13 protein-coding genes are annotated in these 21,534 nt (G+C 49.0%); 3 read left to right on the plus strand and 10 right to left on the minus strand.

The window, feature by feature from the left end; all coding sequences use genetic code 11:
* On the plus strand, positions 1-201 hold the full coding sequence (locus KIS77_11045) for a hypothetical protein (GenBank protein MCW5922872.1): 201 nt from the start codon (positions 1-3) through the stop codon (positions 199-201).
* 166 nt (positions 202-367) lie between these two features.
* On the opposite strand, the gene KIS77_11050 is transcribed toward KIS77_11045, so the two are convergent.
* Complete coding sequence (locus tag KIS77_11050; GenBank protein MCW5922873.1) at positions 368-718, minus strand: helix-turn-helix transcriptional regulator; 351 nt, start codon at positions 716-718, stop codon at positions 368-370.
* Positions 719-840: 122 nt separating this feature from the next.
* On the opposite strand from KIS77_11050, the gene KIS77_11055 reads away from it, so the two are divergent.
* A complete protein-coding gene (locus KIS77_11055; GenBank protein ID MCW5922874.1) occupies positions 841-1,725 on the plus strand; it encodes an NmrA family NAD(P)-binding protein in 885 nt (294 codons plus the stop codon).
* Between the two features lie 48 nt (positions 1,726-1,773).
* Here KIS77_11055 and KIS77_11060 read toward each other — a convergent pair whose 3' ends face one another.
* Complete coding sequence (locus KIS77_11060) at positions 1,774-2,235, minus strand: nuclear transport factor 2 family protein (GenBank protein ID MCW5922875.1); 462 nt, start codon at positions 2,233-2,235, stop codon at positions 1,774-1,776.
* Between the two features lie 143 nt (positions 2,236-2,378).
* On the opposite strand from KIS77_11060, the gene KIS77_11065 reads away from it, so the two are divergent.
* On the plus strand, positions 2,379-2,717 hold the full coding sequence (locus KIS77_11065; protein ID MCW5922876.1) for a helix-turn-helix transcriptional regulator: 339 nt from the start codon (positions 2,379-2,381) through the stop codon (positions 2,715-2,717).
* Positions 2,718-2,735: 18 nt separating this feature from the next.
* Here the strand turns inward: KIS77_11065 and KIS77_11070 are convergent, their stop codons facing one another.
* The 8 genes from KIS77_11070 to KIS77_11105 form a co-directional block, all read right to left on the minus strand.
* Positions 2,736-3,671 (minus strand): proline dehydrogenase family protein, encoded by a 936-nt coding sequence (locus KIS77_11070; protein ID MCW5922877.1) that lies wholly within the window; start codon positions 3,669-3,671, stop codon positions 2,736-2,738.
* Positions 3,672-3,782: 111 nt separating this feature from the next.
* A complete protein-coding gene (locus KIS77_11075) occupies positions 3,783-5,516 on the minus strand; it encodes a PKD domain-containing protein (protein MCW5922878.1) in 1,734 nt (577 codons plus the stop codon).
* Between the two features lie 55 nt (positions 5,517-5,571).
* The gene (locus tag KIS77_11080; protein MCW5922879.1) at positions 5,572-10,857 is read right to left on the minus strand and encodes a hypothetical protein; all 5,286 of its coding nucleotides are present in this window, start codon (positions 10,855-10,857) and stop codon (positions 5,572-5,574) included.
* Between the two features lie 228 nt (positions 10,858-11,085).
* On the minus strand, positions 11,086-12,666 hold the full coding sequence (locus KIS77_11085) for a T9SS type A sorting domain-containing protein (protein ID MCW5922880.1): 1,581 nt from the start codon (positions 12,664-12,666) through the stop codon (positions 11,086-11,088).
* Between the two features lie 73 nt (positions 12,667-12,739).
* Positions 12,740-15,202, minus strand: a complete 2,463-nt coding sequence (locus KIS77_11090) for a hypothetical protein (protein ID MCW5922881.1) — start codon at positions 15,200-15,202, stop codon at positions 12,740-12,742.
* Between the two features lie 516 nt (positions 15,203-15,718).
* Positions 15,719-16,783, minus strand: a complete 1,065-nt coding sequence (locus KIS77_11095; protein MCW5922882.1) for a T9SS type A sorting domain-containing protein — start codon at positions 16,781-16,783, stop codon at positions 15,719-15,721.
* 104 nt (positions 16,784-16,887) lie between these two features.
* Positions 16,888-19,017 carry a T9SS type A sorting domain-containing protein gene (locus tag KIS77_11100; protein ID MCW5922883.1) on the minus strand — a complete coding sequence of 710 codons (2,130 nt, stop codon included), beginning with the start codon at positions 19,015-19,017 and terminating at the stop codon, positions 16,888-16,890.
* Positions 19,018-19,074: 57 nt separating this feature from the next.
* The gene (locus KIS77_11105) at positions 19,075-21,531 is read right to left on the minus strand and encodes a zinc-dependent metalloprotease (protein MCW5922884.1); all 2,457 of its coding nucleotides are present in this window, start codon (positions 21,529-21,531) and stop codon (positions 19,075-19,077) included.
* Between the last annotated feature and the right edge of the window lie 3 nt (positions 21,532-21,534).

Below are 21,534 nucleotides of genomic sequence, written 5' to 3' on the forward strand. Positions count from 1 at the left end.
ATGAGACAGGTTATAATTCTAGTATCTCTGCTGGCTTTTGCTTCTTACTGCCAAAAAGAAGAAATCAATCCCACCGAATGCGAACAAAACTGTGCGCTTGAGCCACATGTTGGCTTTGGCAACGCGGCCATCCCAAAATATTATTTTGACCCAGTTAAAAAAAATGCAAGCAATTTATCTGGTGCGGTATGGGAGGCGTAGTTCCATTTCAGACACTTAAAGGATGTGAAACCTGCGGGTGTATACCTCGCGCCGCCAAGTTTTCAGCATCGTCTAGGGTAACGTTTACTAAACTTTTGAAGTTTAGTAAACGTGATCTCATCCTTCCAACCATGCTGAAAACTTGGCGGCACGAGGTATAAGCAACTTACTCTGTTGGGCTACTCTCAAATATTTTCTTGCGGTGAGTTTTGCCCCAATCCCTGAGCGAAACTATCACCTCATCTAAAGTCCTACCATAAGGGGTTAGGCTATACTCAACCGTTACGGGTATGGTGTCATACACAGTTCTTTGTACTAATTTGTTCTCTTCCAAATCCCGCAATTCTTTGGAAAGCATTTTCGGGGTAATGCCCTCTACATCTCTTTCCAATTCTCCAAAACGTTTGTTACCAAACGAAAGGGCTATCAGGATGGGTAGTTTCCATTTGCCGCCAATAAGTTCTATCACATCTCGCACGGGGCGGATAAACTCTTTACACTCGTTTTTGCTATACATACAAATAATTGGTTTTCAAGTTACTATACTTTAATATACCACTATCCTTTTGTATAGTAGTATATTTTGTATAGCAAAGATAGTTAGTTTTGCATCAATGTTTCACATTAATCAAGAAAAAAATGAAAGTTTTAGTGTATGGGGCGGCAGGCTCTCAACAATTTCCTGTCATCAAAGCCTTACAAAACAAAGGTGCAAGCGTTGTAGCGACCACACATACAGCAGATAACATAGCCCGTTTGGAAGCAACAGGGGCGAAGGTCTTGCTTGCGAATATGGATAACGCACAAAGATTGAAAGAAATCAATGAAGGTATTGAGGCTGTTTCCTTGCTTATACCATTTTTTTTGGCAAATCCTGCTGATGGGTTTCAGTATGCCAAAAATGCGATTGATGCGGCAGTTGTCAATGGTGTAAAACTGATAGTTTGGAATACAAGTGGATTTATTTTGCCCGTGAAAATTGGCAATCCTGCGTTGGACATTCGTCTTGATATTCAAGCCTATTTGCAGGAAAGCGGTATTCCAAATATCATTATTCAGCCTTCGGTGTATGCCGAAAACTTATTAGGACCTTGGACTGCTCCCTTCGTTAAAAACGAAAAAAGAGTGGCTTATCCTACTCCAGAAGAAATGCCCGTAGGGTGGATTGCCACGCAAGATGTAGCGGCTTTGGTAGCCGAAGCCATTTATTCGCCACAGTTGGCGGGTCAGTCGTTTCAAGTAAGCGGATTAGAAAACCTCAATGGTAAACAATTAGCCGAAAAATTCACTTTGGGTTTAGGTGAGCATATTACTTACTACCCGATGCCTCCCAAAGATTTTGGCAAAATTTTAGACGGTCTTTGGGGCGAAGGGGCAGAAATAATGTACCAACAAATTCACGATACCAAGCAATACCCCGTGATGTTTTCGCCTGAAATGTCCAAGGTTTTGGAAAAACTACCTATTCAAATGACTGCCATAGAAAATTGGGTACAACAGCACAGAACCGTTTTTCAAGGCTAACACAGTAATACAAAAGCCCGATTCTCTTCGGGCTTTTGTATTTAGGAATTAGTGCCACATATCCAAATAAATTTTCCATTGCCCATTTTGTTTTTTCCAAACAATCAGCATTTCACCTTTAAAGACTGTAACGGCTGAGGTATCACTTGCTTGATATTTGATGTTATACTTGCCCAATTCAGTAGCATTGTTTTGGTCAATTACATCAAATCGCAGATTTTCCGTAGTGATTTCAATACTTTTGCCTTCACCTTTCAAAGAATTTTGATAATATCTTTTGATACTATCCAATCCTATAATTGGTTTTACACCATTAGGTGGTAAAACTACGGCATCTTCGGTATAGACGGCAATGATTTTATCGGCATTTTTTTCAATATGCCCTTGTAGAGAAGCATCATTAGCGGCTTTGGTTAGTTTAAAAACCTCCTCTTTGTTGGGTTGGGAAAGGGGTGGTTGGCAGGCAAACAAAGTGCTAAGTGCCAAAATGAGATAGTGTGTTTTTTTCATTTTAAGAATTGTTTTAAATAAATTTCCTCAAAAATACATCTTTACTTTATACGAGCTTCAATAGTTACATTTAGGTAACTTGCTTACTGTTTTGTATCTGTTTGTTTATATTTATTTTTGAAACAAATTAAAAAAAGCAACTGATGAGAAATTTTGATTTTGATTGTCCGGTAGAAGCCACTTTTGCTGTAATTGGTGGGAAATGGAAAGCCATTGTGGTCTATTATTTGACGCAAGGCAATAAACGGTTCAAGGATTTGATGGAATTGTTGGAAACTGCCTCAAGTCGTATGTTGTCAAAACAACTCAAAGAGTTGGAAGCTGATGGAATTATAAAAAGGGAATTATTTGCTGAAGTACCGCCAAGAGTTGAGTATTCTTTGACCGAATACGGAAAAACACTTACTCCAATAATTGAGGTTATTTGTGAATGGGGCGAAATACAATTGGCAAGAACAGGAAAAAAGGCAGTGTATAACTAAAACACTGCCTTATCGTTTTTATCCTACTATATCAGCCAAAGCCCTGAACAAATTTAAGGGGTACTCTGCCAAACGATTACAAAGATACAAGTACCATTCTTTGCCATACACCAAGTATATACGGCATTTATAACCATTGTTTTTGTACGTTTCAAATTCCTCGTTACAAATGCCCAACAACCTTTCCAAAACATATTTGGTAGGTTTGTGATGGTCTATGAGTTGGGCAGTGGCTTGATGTATTTTTTCGTGGTGAGAAGCAATGGCACAGGGGTGATTTTTAGCCAAAAGTTGGGCTGTATAATCCAAATAGATTTCATCAAGCTTTTCACCTCTTTCCATAGCTAAATGCTTGGGAACATCATACGCACCTTTTACCAGCCTTATGCTACCCGAATGATTAAGAAGGTCTTTAAAATCATCTTTGGTTCGGTGTAGATAAGTTTGTATAGTTATACCCAAATTCGGGTAATTTTTAAGGGTTTGTTTGTAAATATCTAAAATTGCGTCAGTGCGGTCAGTGCCTTCCATACTTATGACTACCTCTTGCTTTGATTTTGCAGCAGCTTCACAAATCAAAGCAAGATTTTGGCATACCAAATCTCTCGAAACTAATAGCCCAATGTGGGATAAGTCTAATGAAATGGAAGAATTGAGGTTTTCTGACTTTATAATTTTTGCAAAACGTATAAATTCTTGTGTAGCCTCGTTTGCCTCTTTTTCATTGCGGATACTTTCGCCCATAAAATCAGTAGTAACCACATATCCTTTTCTATTCAGATTTTGAACAGACAGGATAGCCTCTTCTAAGGTTTCGCCACCTATGTAACGGTCTGCCGCCATTTTTAGTACCTTAAACATTTTTTCATTTTGAAGCACAAACTTCTTTGCTTCTTCATTTAGGGCGGCTTTTCTTAGTGCCTCCGCTCCTATATTTATTAGATGGTATTCCATTCGTTTTTAACGTCTTTTTTGTTTTTCTTGATAATACTTCCCGCTAACGGTTGGATGTGCGAAGTGGCGACATATAGGAGGCATTTTCGCACATCCGTTGTTAGTGGCATTTTATTCTACACCCTTCAACAGTTTCCCATTTTTAACCCTCAAGCCACCAGACAAAACCTCCCAAAAGTATATGCCAAGTGGCAAGTCGGCAGTAACTATTTCGTTGACACCCAAAGTCATCGGTGCTTGCTGCACCAACCGCCCCGTCATATCGTGCATCCTGAACACCGGGCTGCGAAGGTTTGCGCTCAATGCCACTGCCAGCCTGTCGCGGAATGGATTAGGCCACACTTGCACCTGTGTTTGCAGCACGGGGTTTTGCTGCGCCGACACGCCGATGTAAAGCATCTTGCAGTGCGTGTCCGAGCCGTATTGATTGTTCGCCGTGAGGCAGACCTGATAGACATCCGGCTGCGGAAACTGGTGTGCGGGGTGCTGCTCCACACTTCCTGCCGAGCCATCACCAAAGTCCCATGACCAAGTGGCCGGCTCGTAGTACGACAAATCAGTGAACTCTACGTGCAGCGCGTCGAGGGTGTCCTGCTCGTAGCGGTACCAAGCCTTGGGGTGGTTGTCCAGCCCGAGGGTGTCGCAGGGCGAGCCGTCGAGCGGGCCGAGGCGGTAGTTGGCGAAGGTAGGCAGGCTGCTGTTGTTGTTGCATGGAAGCCGGATGCCATGCTGCTCGAAAGCGCACTCGGTTCCCGGCTCATCGGGTTTGTGGATGACGTGCAGGGTGCGAGAGCCGCTGGTGGTGATGATGTATATTTTATTATCTGGGGCGAGAAAGCCTCGATGGAATTTAGTGGGGAAGGGGTCATTAAATGGCTCGTAAGTTCCAATTATTTCTTTTGTTATCTCTATTGGATTTGCATTTAGATTGTATTTGTATAGCCAATCTTTTGATGGAACATACAGCCATCTGGAATTGGGCGATATAATCGCCCCACCATTACCCGAATTGCCCGTAAGTTCAAAATGTTCATGATTACTGAATAAACCATTGCAACGGTCAAAATCATAAATATCAACATATTGCCAATAACCTGCTGCTCCTACAGAAGCAAACATGACATATTTAGTTCCATCGGGCGAGAAAGAAACTTGACCAATGCCATCCACCCGATGTACCCCCACTGTTTGTTTGCCGGCTAAATGTATTCCTCCCGGATCAATTAGAATCCGATAAAAAGTATTTTTCCAACTTTCTCCGGTGACCAGCCACCAGTCACGCCCGTTGGCGTGCCTGACAACCGCCAATTTGCCGTACTCCAATGTGTCAATTACCAGCGGTAGCTTGAGCTGCACCACTTTCCCCAGTCCGTTGTTTTCTTCCATGTCAATCACGGAATAATATAGCCCCACGCCTGTATTGCCCCAAGGCGCCACATAACCTTCTTCCATGTGGAATAGTATGTAATTATTTTCTTTTTCAGGATACGGAATAATGATTGCGCCTTGCGGAAGGTCATACCCCGTTGGTTTGTACTCATTGAGCGTGTCGCCGTTTTCCATGATTTGGTGCGCCCTGTTGTAAATATCAATACCGTTGAAATAAAACAGCAAGTTGCCTTCGCTGTCGCTTATCGCCGCGTCTGTATCGTTGAAAAAACATTCGCTCTCTTGGTTGTCGGAAAGTTGTAAACTGCCATCGGTAAAAGTCAGCACGTTCAGACCAAAGGCGGGGTCATCGGGCGATGCGCTGCCGCCAGCATACCCAAATATCATGGTGTTCTCATGTCCCTGACCAATCAGTAGAAATGGGAAACAGGCTAACAATAAAATGCTGTGTTTCATGTGCTGTAAAAAAGACCGGAGAAGCCAATGCAGGCCTCCCCGGTCAGGTTATGAATCAATGAATAATGACCAGTTTTAACACATCGGCGGGTTCTTCGCCGACATAAACCCGGCAGAAGTACAGCCCCGGATTGAAAGCGGATGGGATGGCAGCGCCGTTTGCCACGAGCAGTTCTTTTTCCAAAACGCCGTTGGCATTCAGCACCTGCAAGCGCAGCATCTCGCCCGGCTCCACGCCCTGTACCCAGAGAGTAAAAACATCGCGGGCAGGGTTTGGCGCTATGCTCACCTGATGTGCTGTATGATTTTGCCCGGCAACCGATTTGTCGCTCCGCTCACCGACACCCAGTTCGCAGATTTCCATGTCGTTGAGCATCAGAGGTTCTTCAGCCAAAGCGTTGTAAATGGCACGCGCTTGAAGCACCGCGTCGCCGCCTTCCAGGGCACATTGGTTGGCTACGGCAAGCAAATCGCTGATTTGTTGCTGCGTGGCGGTGTCAACGCCCGATGCGATGGCCTCCAGATAAATCCGGTTGACCGTTTTGCGGTTGGCAACCCAAGTGTCGCTTGAAGCAATGCTGTTGTTCAGTGCAAGGATGCCGGGTATTTCTGCCGCCAAAGCGGCTTCGGCATTGTCGCGGATTTCTGACCATTCCATCAGCAAGGAACGTGCGGAGGCAAAACAGGTCGTTTTCCTGGTGTTCAATACCGTCGAGTCGGCGGCATTTTGAGCGCTCGCATAAAGCAGGTCTATTTGGTTGCGCACTTGGGCAAGGCTGTCCATGTCGTGTATAATCTGCAAAAGACGGGCGCGGTCGTTTTCTGGGACAGCGCCCAGTGTCTGGAACTGACTTTCCACATAGTCAAGTTGTCCAATCGTGCTTGTGCTCGTAGAGGCAAAAAACTGGTCTGCGAAAGCATCCTGTCCGAACAAAGAGACGTTGGTTTTCATTTCTCGGTAAAGGCTGCGCTCGCCCTCTCGTTGCGTGGCTTGGTCATACATGTGACTGCTTGCGTATGTCCCGGTAGCGATTCGAATCTCATTTTCGGTCAGGTCGCGCGGGCCGTTGGGCGCCACCGCTGGAGGGAGGTTGGGGCAGAGCGCGTCGGCCGCGCTGCAATCATTTGAACTGCCGGGGAGTTGCCTGAACCAAACATCCGCGTCGTCAGGCTCACGACTTGGAGGCCAATACGTCGTCGTTTGGGGGCCTTCGACAAAAAATTCAGAGCCTTCTACGTTTGCCTGACTTCCCGAATGCCAAGCCCCCAGCATCCCGTAAGTTCCGAGCCACTGGTTGCCGGCCCAGTTCTGGTCGCCGATGACGGTGCCAATGTCCCGGCAGTCGAGGCCGATCCAGTGGTTGTGCAGTTGTTCGTGTCGCAGGTAAGTGGGGTCGCAGTTGCCCATGAAGAAATTGCCCACTGTGGTCGCGTCGGTGAGGTTGCAGCACAGGGTGCAGCGTTGAGAGCCCAGGAGTTCAATCCCGTGCATGGTGGTTCCAATCAAGCTGCCGTCAGTGGCCCTTATTTCGTTGTCGCGGAGGAGGCATTTGTCGGAATTGGACAGGAAGACGCCCCGGGTTATTTGCGTAAAGATATTGCCGCTGGGAAAACCGGAGTAGAAGATGTGGTTGTTATCCATCGTCCAGTTACTGGAATTTTCCGCTTTTATACCTTCGTAGAATCTTCGGCTGTGGTAAATGTGGTTGCCCGAAACTCGCCGGGTGGTTGTGCCGACGTTGTTTGGGTCATTGGTGAGCAAAATGGCCGGGCCGGCACCCTTGATTTGGATGGGATTGTTGTTGAGAATTTTGATGTGGGTTCCAGGACTTAGATTGTTTATCAAATAGGCGTTTTGCCCAAATCCCCAATTGGGCAGCGTCACCCTAAATTTGTTTTCCTGTATGGTGATTTCCGTGGCTTGCCCCCCCGGAGTGGCGTATATGCCGGAGGTAATGTCGTACATATCGTTCCATTTTGCTTCGAGGTTGCAGCGCCCAACGTAAATCGCCCGCCACCCGTTAGAGCCTTCTCCCCCGAAAGTTGAATTGTGCACGGTCACCTTGCCGCCGCTTCGGGCGTGAATTGCAACGCCTGATTGAGTATTGCCAATAGAATTGGCTTGGTTGTAGTTTATCGCTCCAAAAATTTGAGTAAACTTTGCGTAATAGACGTTCAAAAAAGCACCTACTGAGAGGATGCCATTTCTAAGGCCCGGCCCTGCGAACAGGTTTTCAGAAGCCATATCGCCCGATACGCCAACAGTGAAAGCCGTAGATGTCAATTCCATGCCTGTATAGGAGCGGAGGGGCATCCAGTTGGTAATGCCACTGCTGTAAACCGGCAACAAAATTGAAGTCGCCCGGAATTTGTTTTTTTGAAAAGGCAGGGCTTGCACGACCGCGCCGTTGACGCGAATGCCCACATGGTTGCGGTCGAAATCGTTGTTGGAGGCATCAAAGGATGGCATATCGCTGCCGCCTTTTACATCCACGGCATACTCGGCGTCTTGAATGATGTTACCGCTCAAATTCAACTTTCCGCCCTGCTCTACCACGATGCTTCGCCACATTTGCTCGCAACCGTGAATGCCTCTCTGGGCCGGGTCGGAGGAAGCGCCGCCATTTATGCCCTTCATGTTCAGGGTTGCCCCGTTTTTCACAATGATTTTGGCGCCGGGCTGCATCCGAATTTCTCCGCCGTCGATGTTTAATGTGAAATCGTTGTCAATCAGCAGATGGCCTCGTACAGCTATGCATTTGCCACTGTTGTTGTAGGAGTTTTGTATTGGTTGGCCACCACCGAGGGGAGTGTTGGTGACTGATAGGCCAGAAATGGTTTGGTTGGGGTCAACGGGAGCGTCTCCGGCATCAATGTTAAGGTCGTTCGATCCAGTGCAGGGACAGGCGAACTCAGACGTGCATATCATCGGCGTCACGTTTCCCGCGTTCAACGTTGCGCCATCGAAGCAAGGGGCCAATGGGTTGAATTGCAGGTTTATTGGCAAAGTCTGTCCGTCGAACGCCTCGTCGCTGCTTACCTGGAGCGCAAGGGTCAGTACTACGCAACCGCCGGGGGGGATATCGCCTTCATTGACGAGGTGTGTCAGGGATGGGAAGTCCGCGTTGGGAATTAAAGTCAGACCCGGAGGGAGCTGCGCTGTGACGAGAGTTGCCGGGTTGGAGAAAGTATTGCCGTCGCATCCGACATTGTTGCAGATTTCTATGGTCATGTTTACCTGATCGCCAAGGCACGGGTTTTCGGGCGAAACACCTGTCGCTACATCAAGCATCTCAAGCAGGTCGTTGTTTATCTCCACGCGGACAGCGTCTATAAATATAGCCGCAAGAATACCCGGCATTTCGACCTCGGTGAATGAACTGAGATATAAATAATTCCAGCAGACCTCAGATTGGTTCGTAAACTGTATCGCATAAGTTGTGAATGCCGGGTTTGTGCTCACCGTTGACACGATAGGAACAAACCAAGAAGGGCTGGAAATGCCGGGATTGTTATAGACAATTTGTCCGGCTATTGGTGCATTTTCAGAAAATTCAGCCCTGACTTCCGGCCCATAAATTTGGCAACGATCTGATGAAGTTGCTATAAACGTTACAATACCCGACATGCCGGGAAAAATGGGCTCACAGAGTGGCAATGACACCCCTTCCGCATAATTAATACCATTGTTTCTGCTCATTGCAAAACGCAGGAATTGATTCCCGCTTGGAGTAGTGGCAAGTGCGAAAGGCACATTGCAGGGTATGAACCAATAGCCTGCTGGTGAAGCAACCAGGTCGGGAGTATTGTCCCAGCCTCCCCAAGATTGTTGTGCGAACCCGAATCCATTATTGCCCGCCGTTAACAATTGACGGAGCTCTTCATCGCTTCCAAACTCCTCGAAGTCCACAAATGGGTTGATTTGGCAATCTTCCAGATTTTCGCAAGCCTCGGCAAGAGCCGGGTTGGTGACTACTATTCGAACGGTCGCCACATCACACCGTAGCCCATTACAACCTGTAATCGAATAGCAAAAAGTGTAAACACCCAGATCGTTGCCTTGTACGACAATTTGCGTTCCATTTGAAGTCACTCCAATACCGCTCGTGTTCCCGCAATTCGTCATCAGGCTGAATGTCGCATTGGACGGAAAGTCATTGGCGAGCAACGTCGATATATCGACGGTAATTGATTGCCCTTGCGCCACAAAGAACGCACCGTCATTTTCTGCAATTACGATGCAGTCAGGCATGCACCCACTTGTCTGATAACCAAGGCGGCACAAGATTGCCGTTTCAGCATTGGTTAGGGTTCGTTGCACACCGTCGGCCCCCGGCGGTATGCCCGAATTCATTACATAATGTTCTGAACCGCAAGTGCGATCCAAATGGCTCAGCACGTTCATGAAAGTTTGTGGGTCTTGACTTGCGTATTCCCCATTGACCGGGGGCAGTTGCGCCACGTCAAATTTGACATTGGCCGGGCCGCAGTTTTGATTCCAAACCAGATTGGGCATGCCGGGGAAATCGGCGCTGTTGAAAACATAATCCGCGCAACAACTGCCGTTAGTGCTTGGCATTGTTGAGAGAATCATGTGCTCTCCGTCGTTGTTGACGATATTCAAGTCCCATAGGGTGTAGAAACCCTGCGCTGGGGCGCCGTTGGGCGTTATTTGTGATCCAAAGCCCATGACATGGAGCGCTTCGTGCAATATGACCGTGTAGTAATCCACCTGATTTAGCCCAATACCCGCCGAAGGCCCAATGTAGAAGTTAGAGATATTGGCGTTCACCGCGATCAACCCGTGTTGGGGTGTATTTACTCCGCCTGTAAACAACTGCTGGTGTACAAGACTGTGGCCAAGGCCGCATTGATTGGGAAAAAAGGGCGTACCTACTGCAGCGACACCAATTCCCAAGGCAGGGTCTTTTCTTAACCTGATGACCGCTCTTTCGCCAGATTGGGCGGTTATCAAACCAGAAAGATAGTCAAAAACGTCACAAATCGTTTCTATCTCGTCGTTTGAAAACGGATTGTTCTGATTATTCTCAAAAATGAGCGTGAAGTCCTCAATCTGGTCGCAGTGGTTGGATTGCTGGTTCAGGTTCCATAGCGCCATTTCGTCTTCTGTGTACCGGTTGCCAAAACGGTCAGCGTAGGCCGGTTGGCTCGGCTGAAACCCATCGGGGGTTATCTTTTCGAACACGCCGCACTCGTACCCTCCCGACAAGGCTTGGGCATGAACAGAAATTGTTGGGGCAAAAAACATGGCCCCAAAATGACAGATGAGCAGCAAAGCCCAGTTTTTCGTTTGCCTCTGATGAGGTTTTAGATTTTTCATAAATTTGGAAAATTTTGTAAGGCCTTACTCTGCTTGTTTTGCCCGGCCATTTCGGTGCTACCGGGGACTCTGGCGAGTCGGTCGGGAGGTAACGGTGCCAGCCGTTGCCTCCTTCTTTTTTTATGCCGTATCGCGTTTTGTTTTATTTCTTCTTGGCATTAACGGGGGCATGGACGACGTGGCGGCGGTTTATCCGGCGGCATGTCCGGCCATGCATAGTTCAGCGCACTATATTTTTATTACTTTTTTGTTCACTTGTAGATTTTTGCCATGCACACAGACCGTGTATAATCCAGAGGGAAAGTTAGACAACGATATTTTCTCTTGGGCGGCTTCTATTTTCTTATTTAGAATTACCTTCCCATTCATATCGCATACGGATATCTTAAAAAAAATATTAGTGTCAATATCTGATATAAGAATCGCCTCGACTGTTGGGTTAGGAAACACGTTTATGGAATTTATGTGTTCAAAATCATTAGTAGAGGATGATATTTTAGGAAGCGAAAAACAGCCTGTTAAAGCCAAAATATTATTCGCGGGCATTTGACCTTGATATCCTATGCCTACATAAAACAAATTGCCTGTTGATTTGAAAGAATTATCAATTGAATATGCATTTTGGCTTGAAATTATTACGTCTTGTTCTATGGATCCGTCATCATGCTTGTATACTCTTACTATTCCAACGTCATCACCATTTTCGAGTTTGGTGAACCCAGACACCAATAGATTCAATTTACACAAATTCACTTTGTTTCCCCCGTCTCCAAATTCATCGTTTGTAGAGCGGGATATATCTTCCCACTTTAATTCTCCATAACGATTTATCTTACAAGTGACCATATCTAAGGCAAATCCCGGTAACTCAATTGAACCAGTTGCATAAACATTTAACGAATCATCTTCAACAACAGACCTGACCCAATTTTTATTTGTACCCGAGTTTAGCGGATGCACATAAGCCCACAAAGTATCCCCCTGTATATTGACCCTTGTCACATTGTAGCCAAACGCGCGGTTGCCAAAGACAACATCGCCCGTTCGCGAAATGTAGTTGAAGTCAATCTCGTATCCTGAATAGGGTTTTTCGTACTGTGCCGTTATGTTCCCGTCAAAATCAACCAACGTGTTCACAAAATACTTGCTGTCAGGCTTGTATTGTGTTGAAAGCAATTGGATATGTTCCTGTTGAATGCGCAGGTTCTGCGGGCGGAAAACGCCGGAAATTTTTGTTCTCCATATCACGCTGCCGTCGGAGGTGTCAACCGCCTGCACAAACAGGAAGTTTTCGGCGGGGTCGGTTTCGTGAAGATTCATTCCCAGCGTGAGCAGCCTGCCGTTGAGGGTGTCCATTTCGGAGTAGTAAAGGTAACTGTCGCCTGATTGGTCAAGGCCATAGTTAGCCTCCCACTGTTTCGTGCCGTCCGGGGCGTATTTTATCAGCGCCGCATCAGCATCGTAGCCCGGCAAGCCGCCGTCGTACCACTGGCCCACGTATGCGTTGCCCAGGCTGTCCACCGTGAAACTGCCGTACAAGATACCTATGATGCCTACCTGAGAGTGTCGCTTCCAAAGCACATTGCCCAGCGTGTCGTACTTGACAAGGGTAAAACCGCCGAAAGGGCTTTCGTCGGTTTGGTTGGTGAGCATATAGGTGTTCTGGAATTTATCGAGCGAGATGGTTGGTCCTTTTATGTTCATGGATTTCACGTATTCCGCTGCTTGCCACAGTTGGACGGGTTGATTTTGAGCGGACAGGGACGCCAACAAAACAGAACAAAAAAAGAAGATACTGAACAATTTCATAGTTTTCAGTTTTTGCAAAACCAGAGCGGGCATCGGTCGCAGGAGACGAATACCCGCTCTGAAAATTAGAATTTTATTGTTTGCTCACTCGGACGGCGTGGACGGATTCCCCGTCAAACACAGAGATGTTCAGCACGCCCACAGGAAGGCGGGCAAAGTCGCTGAGGCTGACGACGTTGCGCCCTTTGACAAAACTTTGCGCGACGGTCTGCAGCAAGCGACCCTGCATATCGTGCACGAGCAGGTTGCCGTCGAAATCACGCTCCGCGTCGAACAGCACGGTCAAGCGGTCGCTCGCGGGGTTGGGCAGGCAGAAGATTTTTTGCCCGCTCGTCGGCCTGTTGTCTGCCGATTGTCCGTTGCCGCGCTCTCCGCCGCCCAGGTTGTTGACGCTGATTTCGAGGCTGGCGCTGCTCACGCAGCCCCCCTCTGCCGTGAGGAAATAGGTTTCCAGAATGGACTTGTCCAAGGTCAGCGCCTGACTCAGGTCTGCGATGTTCTCCTTCGCTCGCAGGGTGACTTTGAACAGCGAGCCACCGTCAGCCAAAGTCTGAGGGGCAAGGTTGTCGCGCATCCAGACGGCCTTGATGCCTTCCTCGACTTGGTTGAGGTCGCCGGGCGCGGTCTCCGTTGTGGCAAAGTCGCCAATGGAGCCGTTGGCTTTGCCGATGAACTCAAAATCTTCTTTGGGGGCTTTGATGCCCGTCTGGAACGCTGCGACGGACTGAAAGCCATAGCCTTTTACATTCAACTCTATGATGTCTCCCTGCGCCACCGAAACATTTGGGACGAGCAGGGCAATGTCGCCCGGGCAGTCCTCCGCCAACTCGTCGGGGGCCACCGGGCCGCAGATGTTGCCGAGTTTCACGGCGTCGAACCCGTTGCGGACGGTGCCGGACCTCATCAGGAAAGGCCATGTGGGCTCGCAGTATTGTGTGGGCGGCACGGCGGGGCCGCCCATGGCGGGAGGGACGGTCAGGAACGGGTTGTCGTAGCCGACCCCATCAAAATCGGGCTGTAGCCCGCCGCCTATGACGTTTTGCGTCACCACTTCCGGGATGAACCGCCACGGCTGCTCGTAGGCGGACAAAGTCGTGTCGAGGCCCAATATCAATCTTCTGAACAATACGATGTCGAAGGTCGTGACTGAGTTGCTTTTATTGGCATCTGCGGCCAAAAGTTTGTACCCATCAAGCGTGTCCTGCCCAAGAATATGCTTTTGAATGCAAACGAGGTCAAATGTGGTCAAGCCGCTCAGCCAGTTGTCGTCCAACTTGGTCACGTCGCTGGTGCGGAAGCGCTTCACATCGGCCCTCACTTGCACGCTAAAGGTGGACAGGGACAGTTTGCCGCTGAAATCGCCGCTCGCGCTCACGATGGTTTGCGTGTAGTCGGCAGGGTCTGCGATGGGAGAGATGCGCAATCGAACGCGGTCAAGCCCCGTGCTCGTGCCCTCAATCTCCACACGGTCAATGAGGTTGCCGCAGAGTTGTTCCTGATAGTAGTCGTTGAGGAAGAAATTGGCGATTAGGTCAGCGCGACCCACTTGACCGGGCGTGAAGTTCTGGCGGCAAGAGCCGGTGTATGACATGATGTTGCGGGCCAGCACGTTCAGGGTGTCCACAATCAAGTCGAAGTTGTAGTCGCGATAGTCGCCCGTGTAGGTACAGTTTGTGTAGTCCCAAGAGCAGCCGTTGACGCAGGGGGTGTTGGGGTCGCCGTCCAAACATCCCGCGATGGTGGCGGACGAAGGGTAAAACACCGCGCGCTGGGGATTGCTGTCACAGCCGGGCGGGGTGTCAACAACGCGGTCGCCTGCAAAACTACCGTTAGGAGCAAATTCTTTGTTCGGGTCTGATTCTGTAATCATTATTTCTCGCCCTCCTTGCGCTTCAGGATGGTCTTGCTGGCCGGGAACCACGGGCACTGAGTATGTCATCTCTGGTGAAAAAGTGTGCAACAGGCCAAGCGTGTGGCCGAGTTCGTGGAAGCCCGTGGCATCCGAAGTGCCTGCGATGCCAGAGGGCATCCAAACGGCCTTAGGCTCTGGGTGCCACGGGAAAGTTGCCGACGCTGGCTGCCCGGGCTTGTTGTAGATGTAGAGGTTGAGGTAGTTGCGGTTGTAGGAGTACGCCTCCGGGGGCAATGAGCCGTTGTACAACTGGTCAACGTCAATGTAGTTGATGGGGCCGCAGCGAAAGAAGTGAAAGATGTTGGGGCCGCCCGCCATTTTGGCGTTCATGTTGGACAGGAAAGCGTCAATGAACGCGTCGTCGTAGGTGATGCCCCACCCGCTGCCGTCGCTCTTGCGGAACACGGTGACGCGCACGGGGATTTCCCAGGTGAGCGGCCCCGACGAGGCGTTCGCGGTGCTGTTCATTTCTGCCTCAAACGCGGCCATCTCCGCCTCGGTGGGCGGAGGTGTGGCGCATGGGGTGTACTGGGCGCGAAGTAGCGGTAGGCCCGCAAAAAGGAAGAAGAGAAACGCAGCCGACAAACGGGAGCGGAAGCGAGGGGGATGAATAAAACCGTTCATAATGAAACTGTTTGGTGGGTGAAAAATTATGGTTTCAATTATGTTGAACGCATTGACAAGCAGGTGTTCGGTCCTGTTGTCTTTGCGCTGAACGGTTGGATGTGCGAACGTGCCGACATTTAGGAGGCATTTTCGCACATCCGTTGTTAGTGGCATTATTAGAGGCTGTTTTAAAACTCGTGCCGGAACGGGAAGGCTCAGATTTTGGGGATAGTCAAGGCTCATTTTTTGGCTAATATCGGGGCATATTCGTCCAAAAATAGCAGATGGATAGCGCCAAAAGATGGTATTCCCGCCCGGTGAGGGGTTTTAAAACAGCCTCTTAGAAACGATCGCCCAAACTTAACCCCATTTGATGAGCGTTCTATACACATAATTTCTTGCGGGCTGATTTAATAAAGGCACAGAAGAACGAGCGGTTTCCACGAATTTGGCTGGCTTAACACTGCCTTTCATCGGTGAGCAGGGGCCACCTCGTCTTTCAACCATGATATGGATGCACTAACTGGCGCAGCCTCAATCGTTTTTCTTAACGAACATAAAAGGAAAGGCCTTTCCATCATTACCCCACACCACGCCCCAATAACTGCCCGGATTTAGCCCAGAAACATCTATCAACAACAAACCGTCGGCTGTGGATTGTTTGGGGCTGAATGTACATGCACCCAAGGCGCTATAAATCCGAACCTGATAGGTCGGCTCGGTCACATTGACCGGAATATCAATATAAAGCCAGTCGGCTGTCGGATTGGGGAATACGGAGGCGAGCGCCCGTTTTTCGGGGAGGGTCGTCGAAGACAGGTCGCAGTTTTCGTCAGGCTTCATGTATACGATTTCCCCGTTAACCGAATAACACACGATATAATCCGATGGGCCATCAAGCGGATTGATGCACTGTACTTCCGAGTGAAAGAAAATCTGCATATCGCCAATACCTTCTACGACAGTGACCGGGGGGGCAGTCGGATCGGTCGCACATTGCACCGTCATGGTTTTGCGCGGTAAACTGTCGTCAAAAATAGCCGTTCCCAGCGCTAAGACAGTCCGGGCGCCCTGGTTGGCACTCTGGTTGGAGGGTAGCGTATCATTGGTGCCGAGGTTCAGATTGTATACTACTTCACCGGCAGAAGTATATACGATGCCGTTTTCCTCCCGGTAATACCGCCCCGTGGCTTTAAATCCATAGAAACTATCGGTATATGTCAATTCATAATGGTGTTTTCCATTGATCAACACAGAGTCGGGGGAGAAACGGTACTTCCTGCGGGAAATCAGGAAAAGTTCGTAATGCTTCACCGTCCATTCGTTGCTAGGGGATACGATAGGCAAATAATCTGAATTTTGAACAACGTCCCGGAAATATCCGCTGACCGGTGAAACGCAATCGTTGCTACCAGCCTGCAATGGCCAGGCTTTCTGGCTCCGGTTCATACTAAGCTCCGTGATAGGATCGGACATCAACGCTTCTCCTGCAGTCGCGACGCTCCCGCCGGGTAGTTCGAGTACGCGGGCGAAGAAATACGGTTGTGCCAAGACGAGTTGAGGGAAGAGAAAAACAAGGACAATGTAAATGTGTCGCATGGCTAATTTTAGTTTAAGGCTCCGTGTATTCTCAAAGGAATGCGCCGGAACGCTTGGTGAAAGATATTGCGTTAGTTTATGATCATCCGTGGGTTCGATGGCTTTTATCTATTTATTATTATTTTAAATGACTTTTGGGTTTTGTTTTTAAAATAGGCAGTGCCAATATAAAACCCATTTGGAAGATGCGAGACATCTATTTTGCCTTCACTCAAAATTTTTTGATTGCTCAACATGAGGTGTCCAGTTGCATCGAATATGTTGACGCTGTTGATTAGGGATATATCCTCCATGTCAAAAAGCAGCACGTCCGATGCCGGGTTCGGATAGACTTTCATTTCAAGCAAAACAACGTCCTTCGACGAGCTCGTGTAGCACCCGTCCACATCGGGCCGCTTATAGAGCAGCTGGCCGTTGGTGCTGAAACATCTAATGAAAGCGGGCGGGAAGTCTTCTCCCAGGGAACAGAAGACCTCCGTCCAGAACAGGCGCGCCACGTCCCCCATCCCCTCTATCCACATGGTTGTGTCAACGCATTGGGTGCTTTTGAGCAAGAGAAATTTTCTCGGTACGCCGTCCAGCAGTTCTATAGTGCCCACCTGTACAATTTTCCTGTCGCCTTGTCCCAAGGCAGGGTCAGGAACGAGCGTGTCGCCAACCCCGAAATCCATATCATAGACCAGGCGCTCGGGCTGGTTTCCGTTTACCCATATTTTGAACACTTTCCCGTTATCCTCACGTAAATATTCGCCCGTGGACTGCCATGGCCCGCCGCTCATGCTTTTGGAATAGAGCAATTGCCGGTAATACTTGCCTGACAAAAGGGTAGAGTCAGATGAAAAGGTATATCGCCGTATTTCTGGCGGAAACGGGGGAAGCAGATAATCTGCCACCCATTCGTTGTCGGGCGTTACGAGCGGTATGTAGTTGTCTTTTGTGACAATGTCCTGAATGTAGCCGCAATCATCCCAAAGACAGCCCTCGCTGCTAGTTCGCACAAGCCAGATATCGAAATTGAAGGGATTGGCTGGCGGAGCTCCGCCCACATATTTGTGGACGTAACCCGCGGCCAACAGGTCACCGCCGGGCAGCTCGGCCAAGTCTTTGAATCCTGCTTGATAAGGGAAGTCCTCCGGAAGGGTCGGGGCAAAATTTTGGTTCACCCGAAACGCCCTTTTCCATTTCAGGACGCCCTGCGGGCTTATCCGTGCGATGAATCCGGACTGGCCAAGTTTGTCGCCAACCGCCGATATGGCGCCCGCCACAACAAGGTCGCCGTTTTGTGCCACCATTAATTTGCTGATGTGGTACAGGCGTTGCCCTATTGTGGAATCAATCTTCATGTCCCATATAACTTGGCCAGCGGGCCTCCTCGCCACAACATGGACGTGTGAATAGTCGCTCTGATAAACATGGTACAGCGTGGAATCCGCTGCGGCAGCCAGGCAGGAGCGGGTGTCATCGACGGAGAAGTCCGGCCCGAACCATTCGAATACCTTTTGGTACCCTTTGTCAAACCCGTAAATCACGTGGCGGTTCTCCAGATAAGGAAACGGGACGTTTGAGACAAGGTATCTTTCGAGAAAGGATACATAAAGAATCGAGTCGGAGCCGACCGCAAGGTCTTCAATCTTGAGAAAAGCGCCGGAGGTGGGCGGGATTATAAGAACGGTATCTGTTTGAAGGTTGTCGTTCAAAACAAAAAAAACAGCGTTTTCCTGGTCTTTGTACCACCCCGTGTAAGGGACAAAGGTTTGGCTGTCCAAAACCTGGCATCCCATGAAAAATTTGTCTCCAAATTTTATCGCTTTTTTTATTGTATGGCTATAATACCTATCGTCTGGAATAGTTAACAAAATCGAAGTGTCCTGTTGGAGCGACAACTTATTTATCACATTAACCGTGATATTTTTTAGGTCTGGCACATCTTGGGAAGACAGCAATAGTCTGGTAGGCTCCGAATAAATAAAATTTACACCACTTTCTACCTCATTAAAATACTTGGCATCAGCAATGACATCGGTGCTGTAGTCGTATTTTAAAACAGAGGAATACAAAAAACTATCCGTATTGCCTATCGTCCTTGCCCGTATCAAAAGTGTGTCGCCCACAAGAATCATGGCATCTGCCAATTCCTGTTTTCCATCGAAGGGGTCTATGATTTTTGAATACCAGTTTTGGCCAGTCACCGTAGCACATTGAAAAGCCAGCAGGATAAAAATTATATTTTTCATGGCACATAGAATTGTGCTCTGGGCATCGTCGAAACGACACCCAGAGCAGGTTTATGTTTAGTTGGACACTACTAGTTTTGACAAGAAAAGCGTATAGCCGAACCCGTCCCGGACTGTCAGGAAATACAGGCCGGGCGACAAGCGTTCGCTACCAATGCCGTACACCCCGTCGGTTGAAACATTGACGTTGTGGACAAGCCTGCCAAACGTATCTGTCAGGGTGGCGCTATGTGCAGCGCCTTGCGGCAAGCCCTCAATCCTTAGGTTGAAAATCCCGTTGCCGGAAGGGTTGGGATAGACCAGCATGACCAAGGATGCGACATCAGAGGAAAGGGACTCGCTCCGCTCCTCCGTTCCGACCTCCGGTATCTCGACCTCAATACGCTCGCCGGTCAGCACCTCGTAAAGCGAACGGGCATAGCCGTCAAAAGGCCCGTCGAGTGTGCCCACGCTGTACAGGTAGTTTTTGGTTGTCTCGCCAAGTACGTAATGCCTTGTGTCTCCTAAGTAATCGAGGTTGATATGCTGCACGGCCACGAAGTCGGATTCCTCGCGCGTCTGCGGTACAAGATTATTCAAAAAGGTTCTTGCCCTGCTCAACTCTCCGTAATGCACCATGATGCCGTAGGCGGTCGTCCTGTCCTTGAAGTCCATGCCGGCGGACGTGTAGAAAGCGATCGCATTTTCCTTGCCGGCCCCAAGGTCTTCCGATTCGGGGTCGAGCATTTTTTGGCCAATGAGCGACTCCAAGATTTTTATGCAGCGTTCGAGCGTCTTGACGGCTACCACGCTGCTGCCCGACGGTAGCGCGGCGAGTTCCTGCAGCATTAGTAGCCGTTGCTGTTGCAAGGAGGCAATCGAAAGGCTCTCGTCGAGGTCGCAGTAGTATTCGTCTTCACTCCCAATCAAACCGCTCGGGCCGCAAGCCAAAGGATTGTCAATGTTAGCAGTAGTCGATAATGTTACATTTTTCAAATTGACAGGGTACTTGCAGGATGTGGTCGGCGTGCCTGTTTTGATGTAGTAGGTGATTGTGCTCGTGCCTGCGTCGTTGTCAATCTCTGGCTTCCCGTTTTTGGTAAAGCAGTTGCCGGCCGCCACGCCGCCATCCTCTCCCTGTGCCGGGAAAATATCGCCGTCCGATACAACGATGTCCACCAATTGGTTGGCCGAAAAACAGTTGTCCCAGTAGCGCAGGCCGGAGTTTTGCTTCACGGAATGTGCGCCGAGGTAGGAGGACTGTATTTCGTTGTCTTTGACGTGATTGAAACTGGTGCCGCCACTGTGCAGCTCGACTGAGGTGATATGACCGGAAAAGCGGTTGTTCTCGATGTACAGCAGGCCGTTGCCGTTTTGGTGGAGTCCCCTGTTGTCGCCATAGAAAATGTTGTTGAATACCCGGAGCGGTTCCACATTGCCGGCAGACTTTATGTTTATTCCCATGTCCTGACAGTTGAACGTATTGCTGCCAAGCCCCTTTCTGCCGATTTTGGATGCAAAAACAATGGGGTAGGTGGTAATCACGTCCACGCCGATGGGCTGTTGCTCGAAGGTGTTGGATTCGCGGACGACAGTCTCGCAGTCGTAGGGCAAGATGCTGCGTTTTGCGATTTTTTTGAAGGTGCAGTTGTCAAAGGTAACGCCGTCGTCGGCCCAGATAGTGACACCTTCGTGCAGATTTTCAAAGGTGACGTTTTTGAACTTGCTTTTGTCTTTAATGCCGCCCTGACCATACCGCATGAATTCCACGGCACGCACGCAGTTGCGGATGGTTGAGTTTTCCGCCTCCACTACGCCGCCATAATAGTTCTGAAGCCCGCCATTGTCCCACGGGAGATGGTAGGGATTCATCGAAATGGCATCCCTTGCATGCTCAATCACCGCGCCGTTTTTGAGCACAACCTTGCCCGATTGCGCCTGTTGGCCTGGCACGTCGCCCTCGACTCGTATTACTCCCCACCTGCCGGGACAGTCGCCGGTGATCAATCCACCGTCTAACACCAACCTGCCGCCTCTTTCCACTATTATCCGGCTGTTTGGTCCCATGTGTACCTCGCAGGTTATGGTGAGCGTAGCGCCATCTTTGATTCTGACATTGCCCAAGACCTTTAGGTTCATTGCCCAAGTTTCGTTGTTGTCCACCACAAGGTCAAAATTGAGCACGTCTTCGCACTGCACATATTTGCGCAGGTTTTTCGTCATCAAGGTTTGGTACATTTCCCTGACCTGACACCCCGTAAAAGCCAGTCGGGTGAGGTTCTGACCGCCCGAGCGCATGATGTTATTTTGGCAGCTTACATGAGTTAGGTTAAAATAGTGGCCATATTCATGAAGTAAGGTGCCCGCCATCCATGGGACATTATCGGTATGTAGCCACCAGAGGCCTCCCAAGTGGTCAAGGCCGTTAATATACCAGAGGTAAGCATCAGGGGCATGCCACATGGGCGGATGATACAAATCGTAGCTCGGGAATGCGGAATACCAGAATCCGGCGTAGAAATTTGTGTATCCCATCTA

It is taken from the genome of Saprospiraceae bacterium (assembly GCA_026129545.1).
In the GTDB taxonomy this organism is placed as follows: domain Bacteria; phylum Bacteroidota; class Bacteroidia; order Chitinophagales; family Saprospiraceae; genus M3007.

Excerpts from the sequence above, each read along its gene's own strand:
- KIS77_11045 (MCW5922872.1), top strand. The coding sequence starts at position 1 with ATGAGACAGGTTATAATTCTAGTATCTCTGCTGGCTTTTGCTTCTTAC.
- KIS77_11050 (MCW5922873.1), bottom strand. The coding sequence starts at position 718 with ATGTATAGCAAAAACGAGTGTAAAGAGTTTATCCGCCCCGTGCGAGAT.
- KIS77_11055 (MCW5922874.1), top strand. The coding sequence starts at position 841 with ATGAAAGTTTTAGTGTATGGGGCGGCAGGCTCTCAACAATTTCCTGTC.
- KIS77_11060 (MCW5922875.1), bottom strand. The coding sequence starts at position 2,235 with ATGAAAAAAACACACTATCTCATTTTGGCACTTAGCACTTTGTTTGCC.
- KIS77_11065 (MCW5922876.1), top strand. The coding sequence starts at position 2,379 with ATGAGAAATTTTGATTTTGATTGTCCGGTAGAAGCCACTTTTGCTGTA.
- KIS77_11070 (MCW5922877.1), bottom strand. The coding sequence starts at position 3,671 with ATGGAATACCATCTAATAAATATAGGAGCGGAGGCACTAAGAAAAGCC.
- KIS77_11075 (MCW5922878.1), bottom strand. The coding sequence starts at position 5,516 with ATGAAACACAGCATTTTATTGTTAGCCTGTTTCCCATTTCTACTGATT.
- KIS77_11080 (MCW5922879.1), bottom strand. The coding sequence starts at position 10,857 with ATGAAAAATCTAAAACCTCATCAGAGGCAAACGAAAAACTGGGCTTTG.
- KIS77_11085 (MCW5922880.1), bottom strand. The coding sequence starts at position 12,666 with ATGAAATTGTTCAGTATCTTCTTTTTTTGTTCTGTTTTGTTGGCGTCC.
- KIS77_11090 (MCW5922881.1), bottom strand. The coding sequence starts at position 15,202 with ATGAACGGTTTTATTCATCCCCCTCGCTTCCGCTCCCGTTTGTCGGCT.
- KIS77_11095 (MCW5922882.1), bottom strand. The coding sequence starts at position 16,783 with ATGCGACACATTTACATTGTCCTTGTTTTTCTCTTCCCTCAACTCGTC.
- KIS77_11100 (MCW5922883.1), bottom strand. The coding sequence starts at position 19,017 with ATGAAAAATATAATTTTTATCCTGCTGGCTTTTCAATGTGCTACGGTG.
- KIS77_11105 (MCW5922884.1), bottom strand. The coding sequence starts at position 21,531 with ATGGGATACACAAATTTCTACGCCGGATTCTGGTATTCCGCATTCCCG.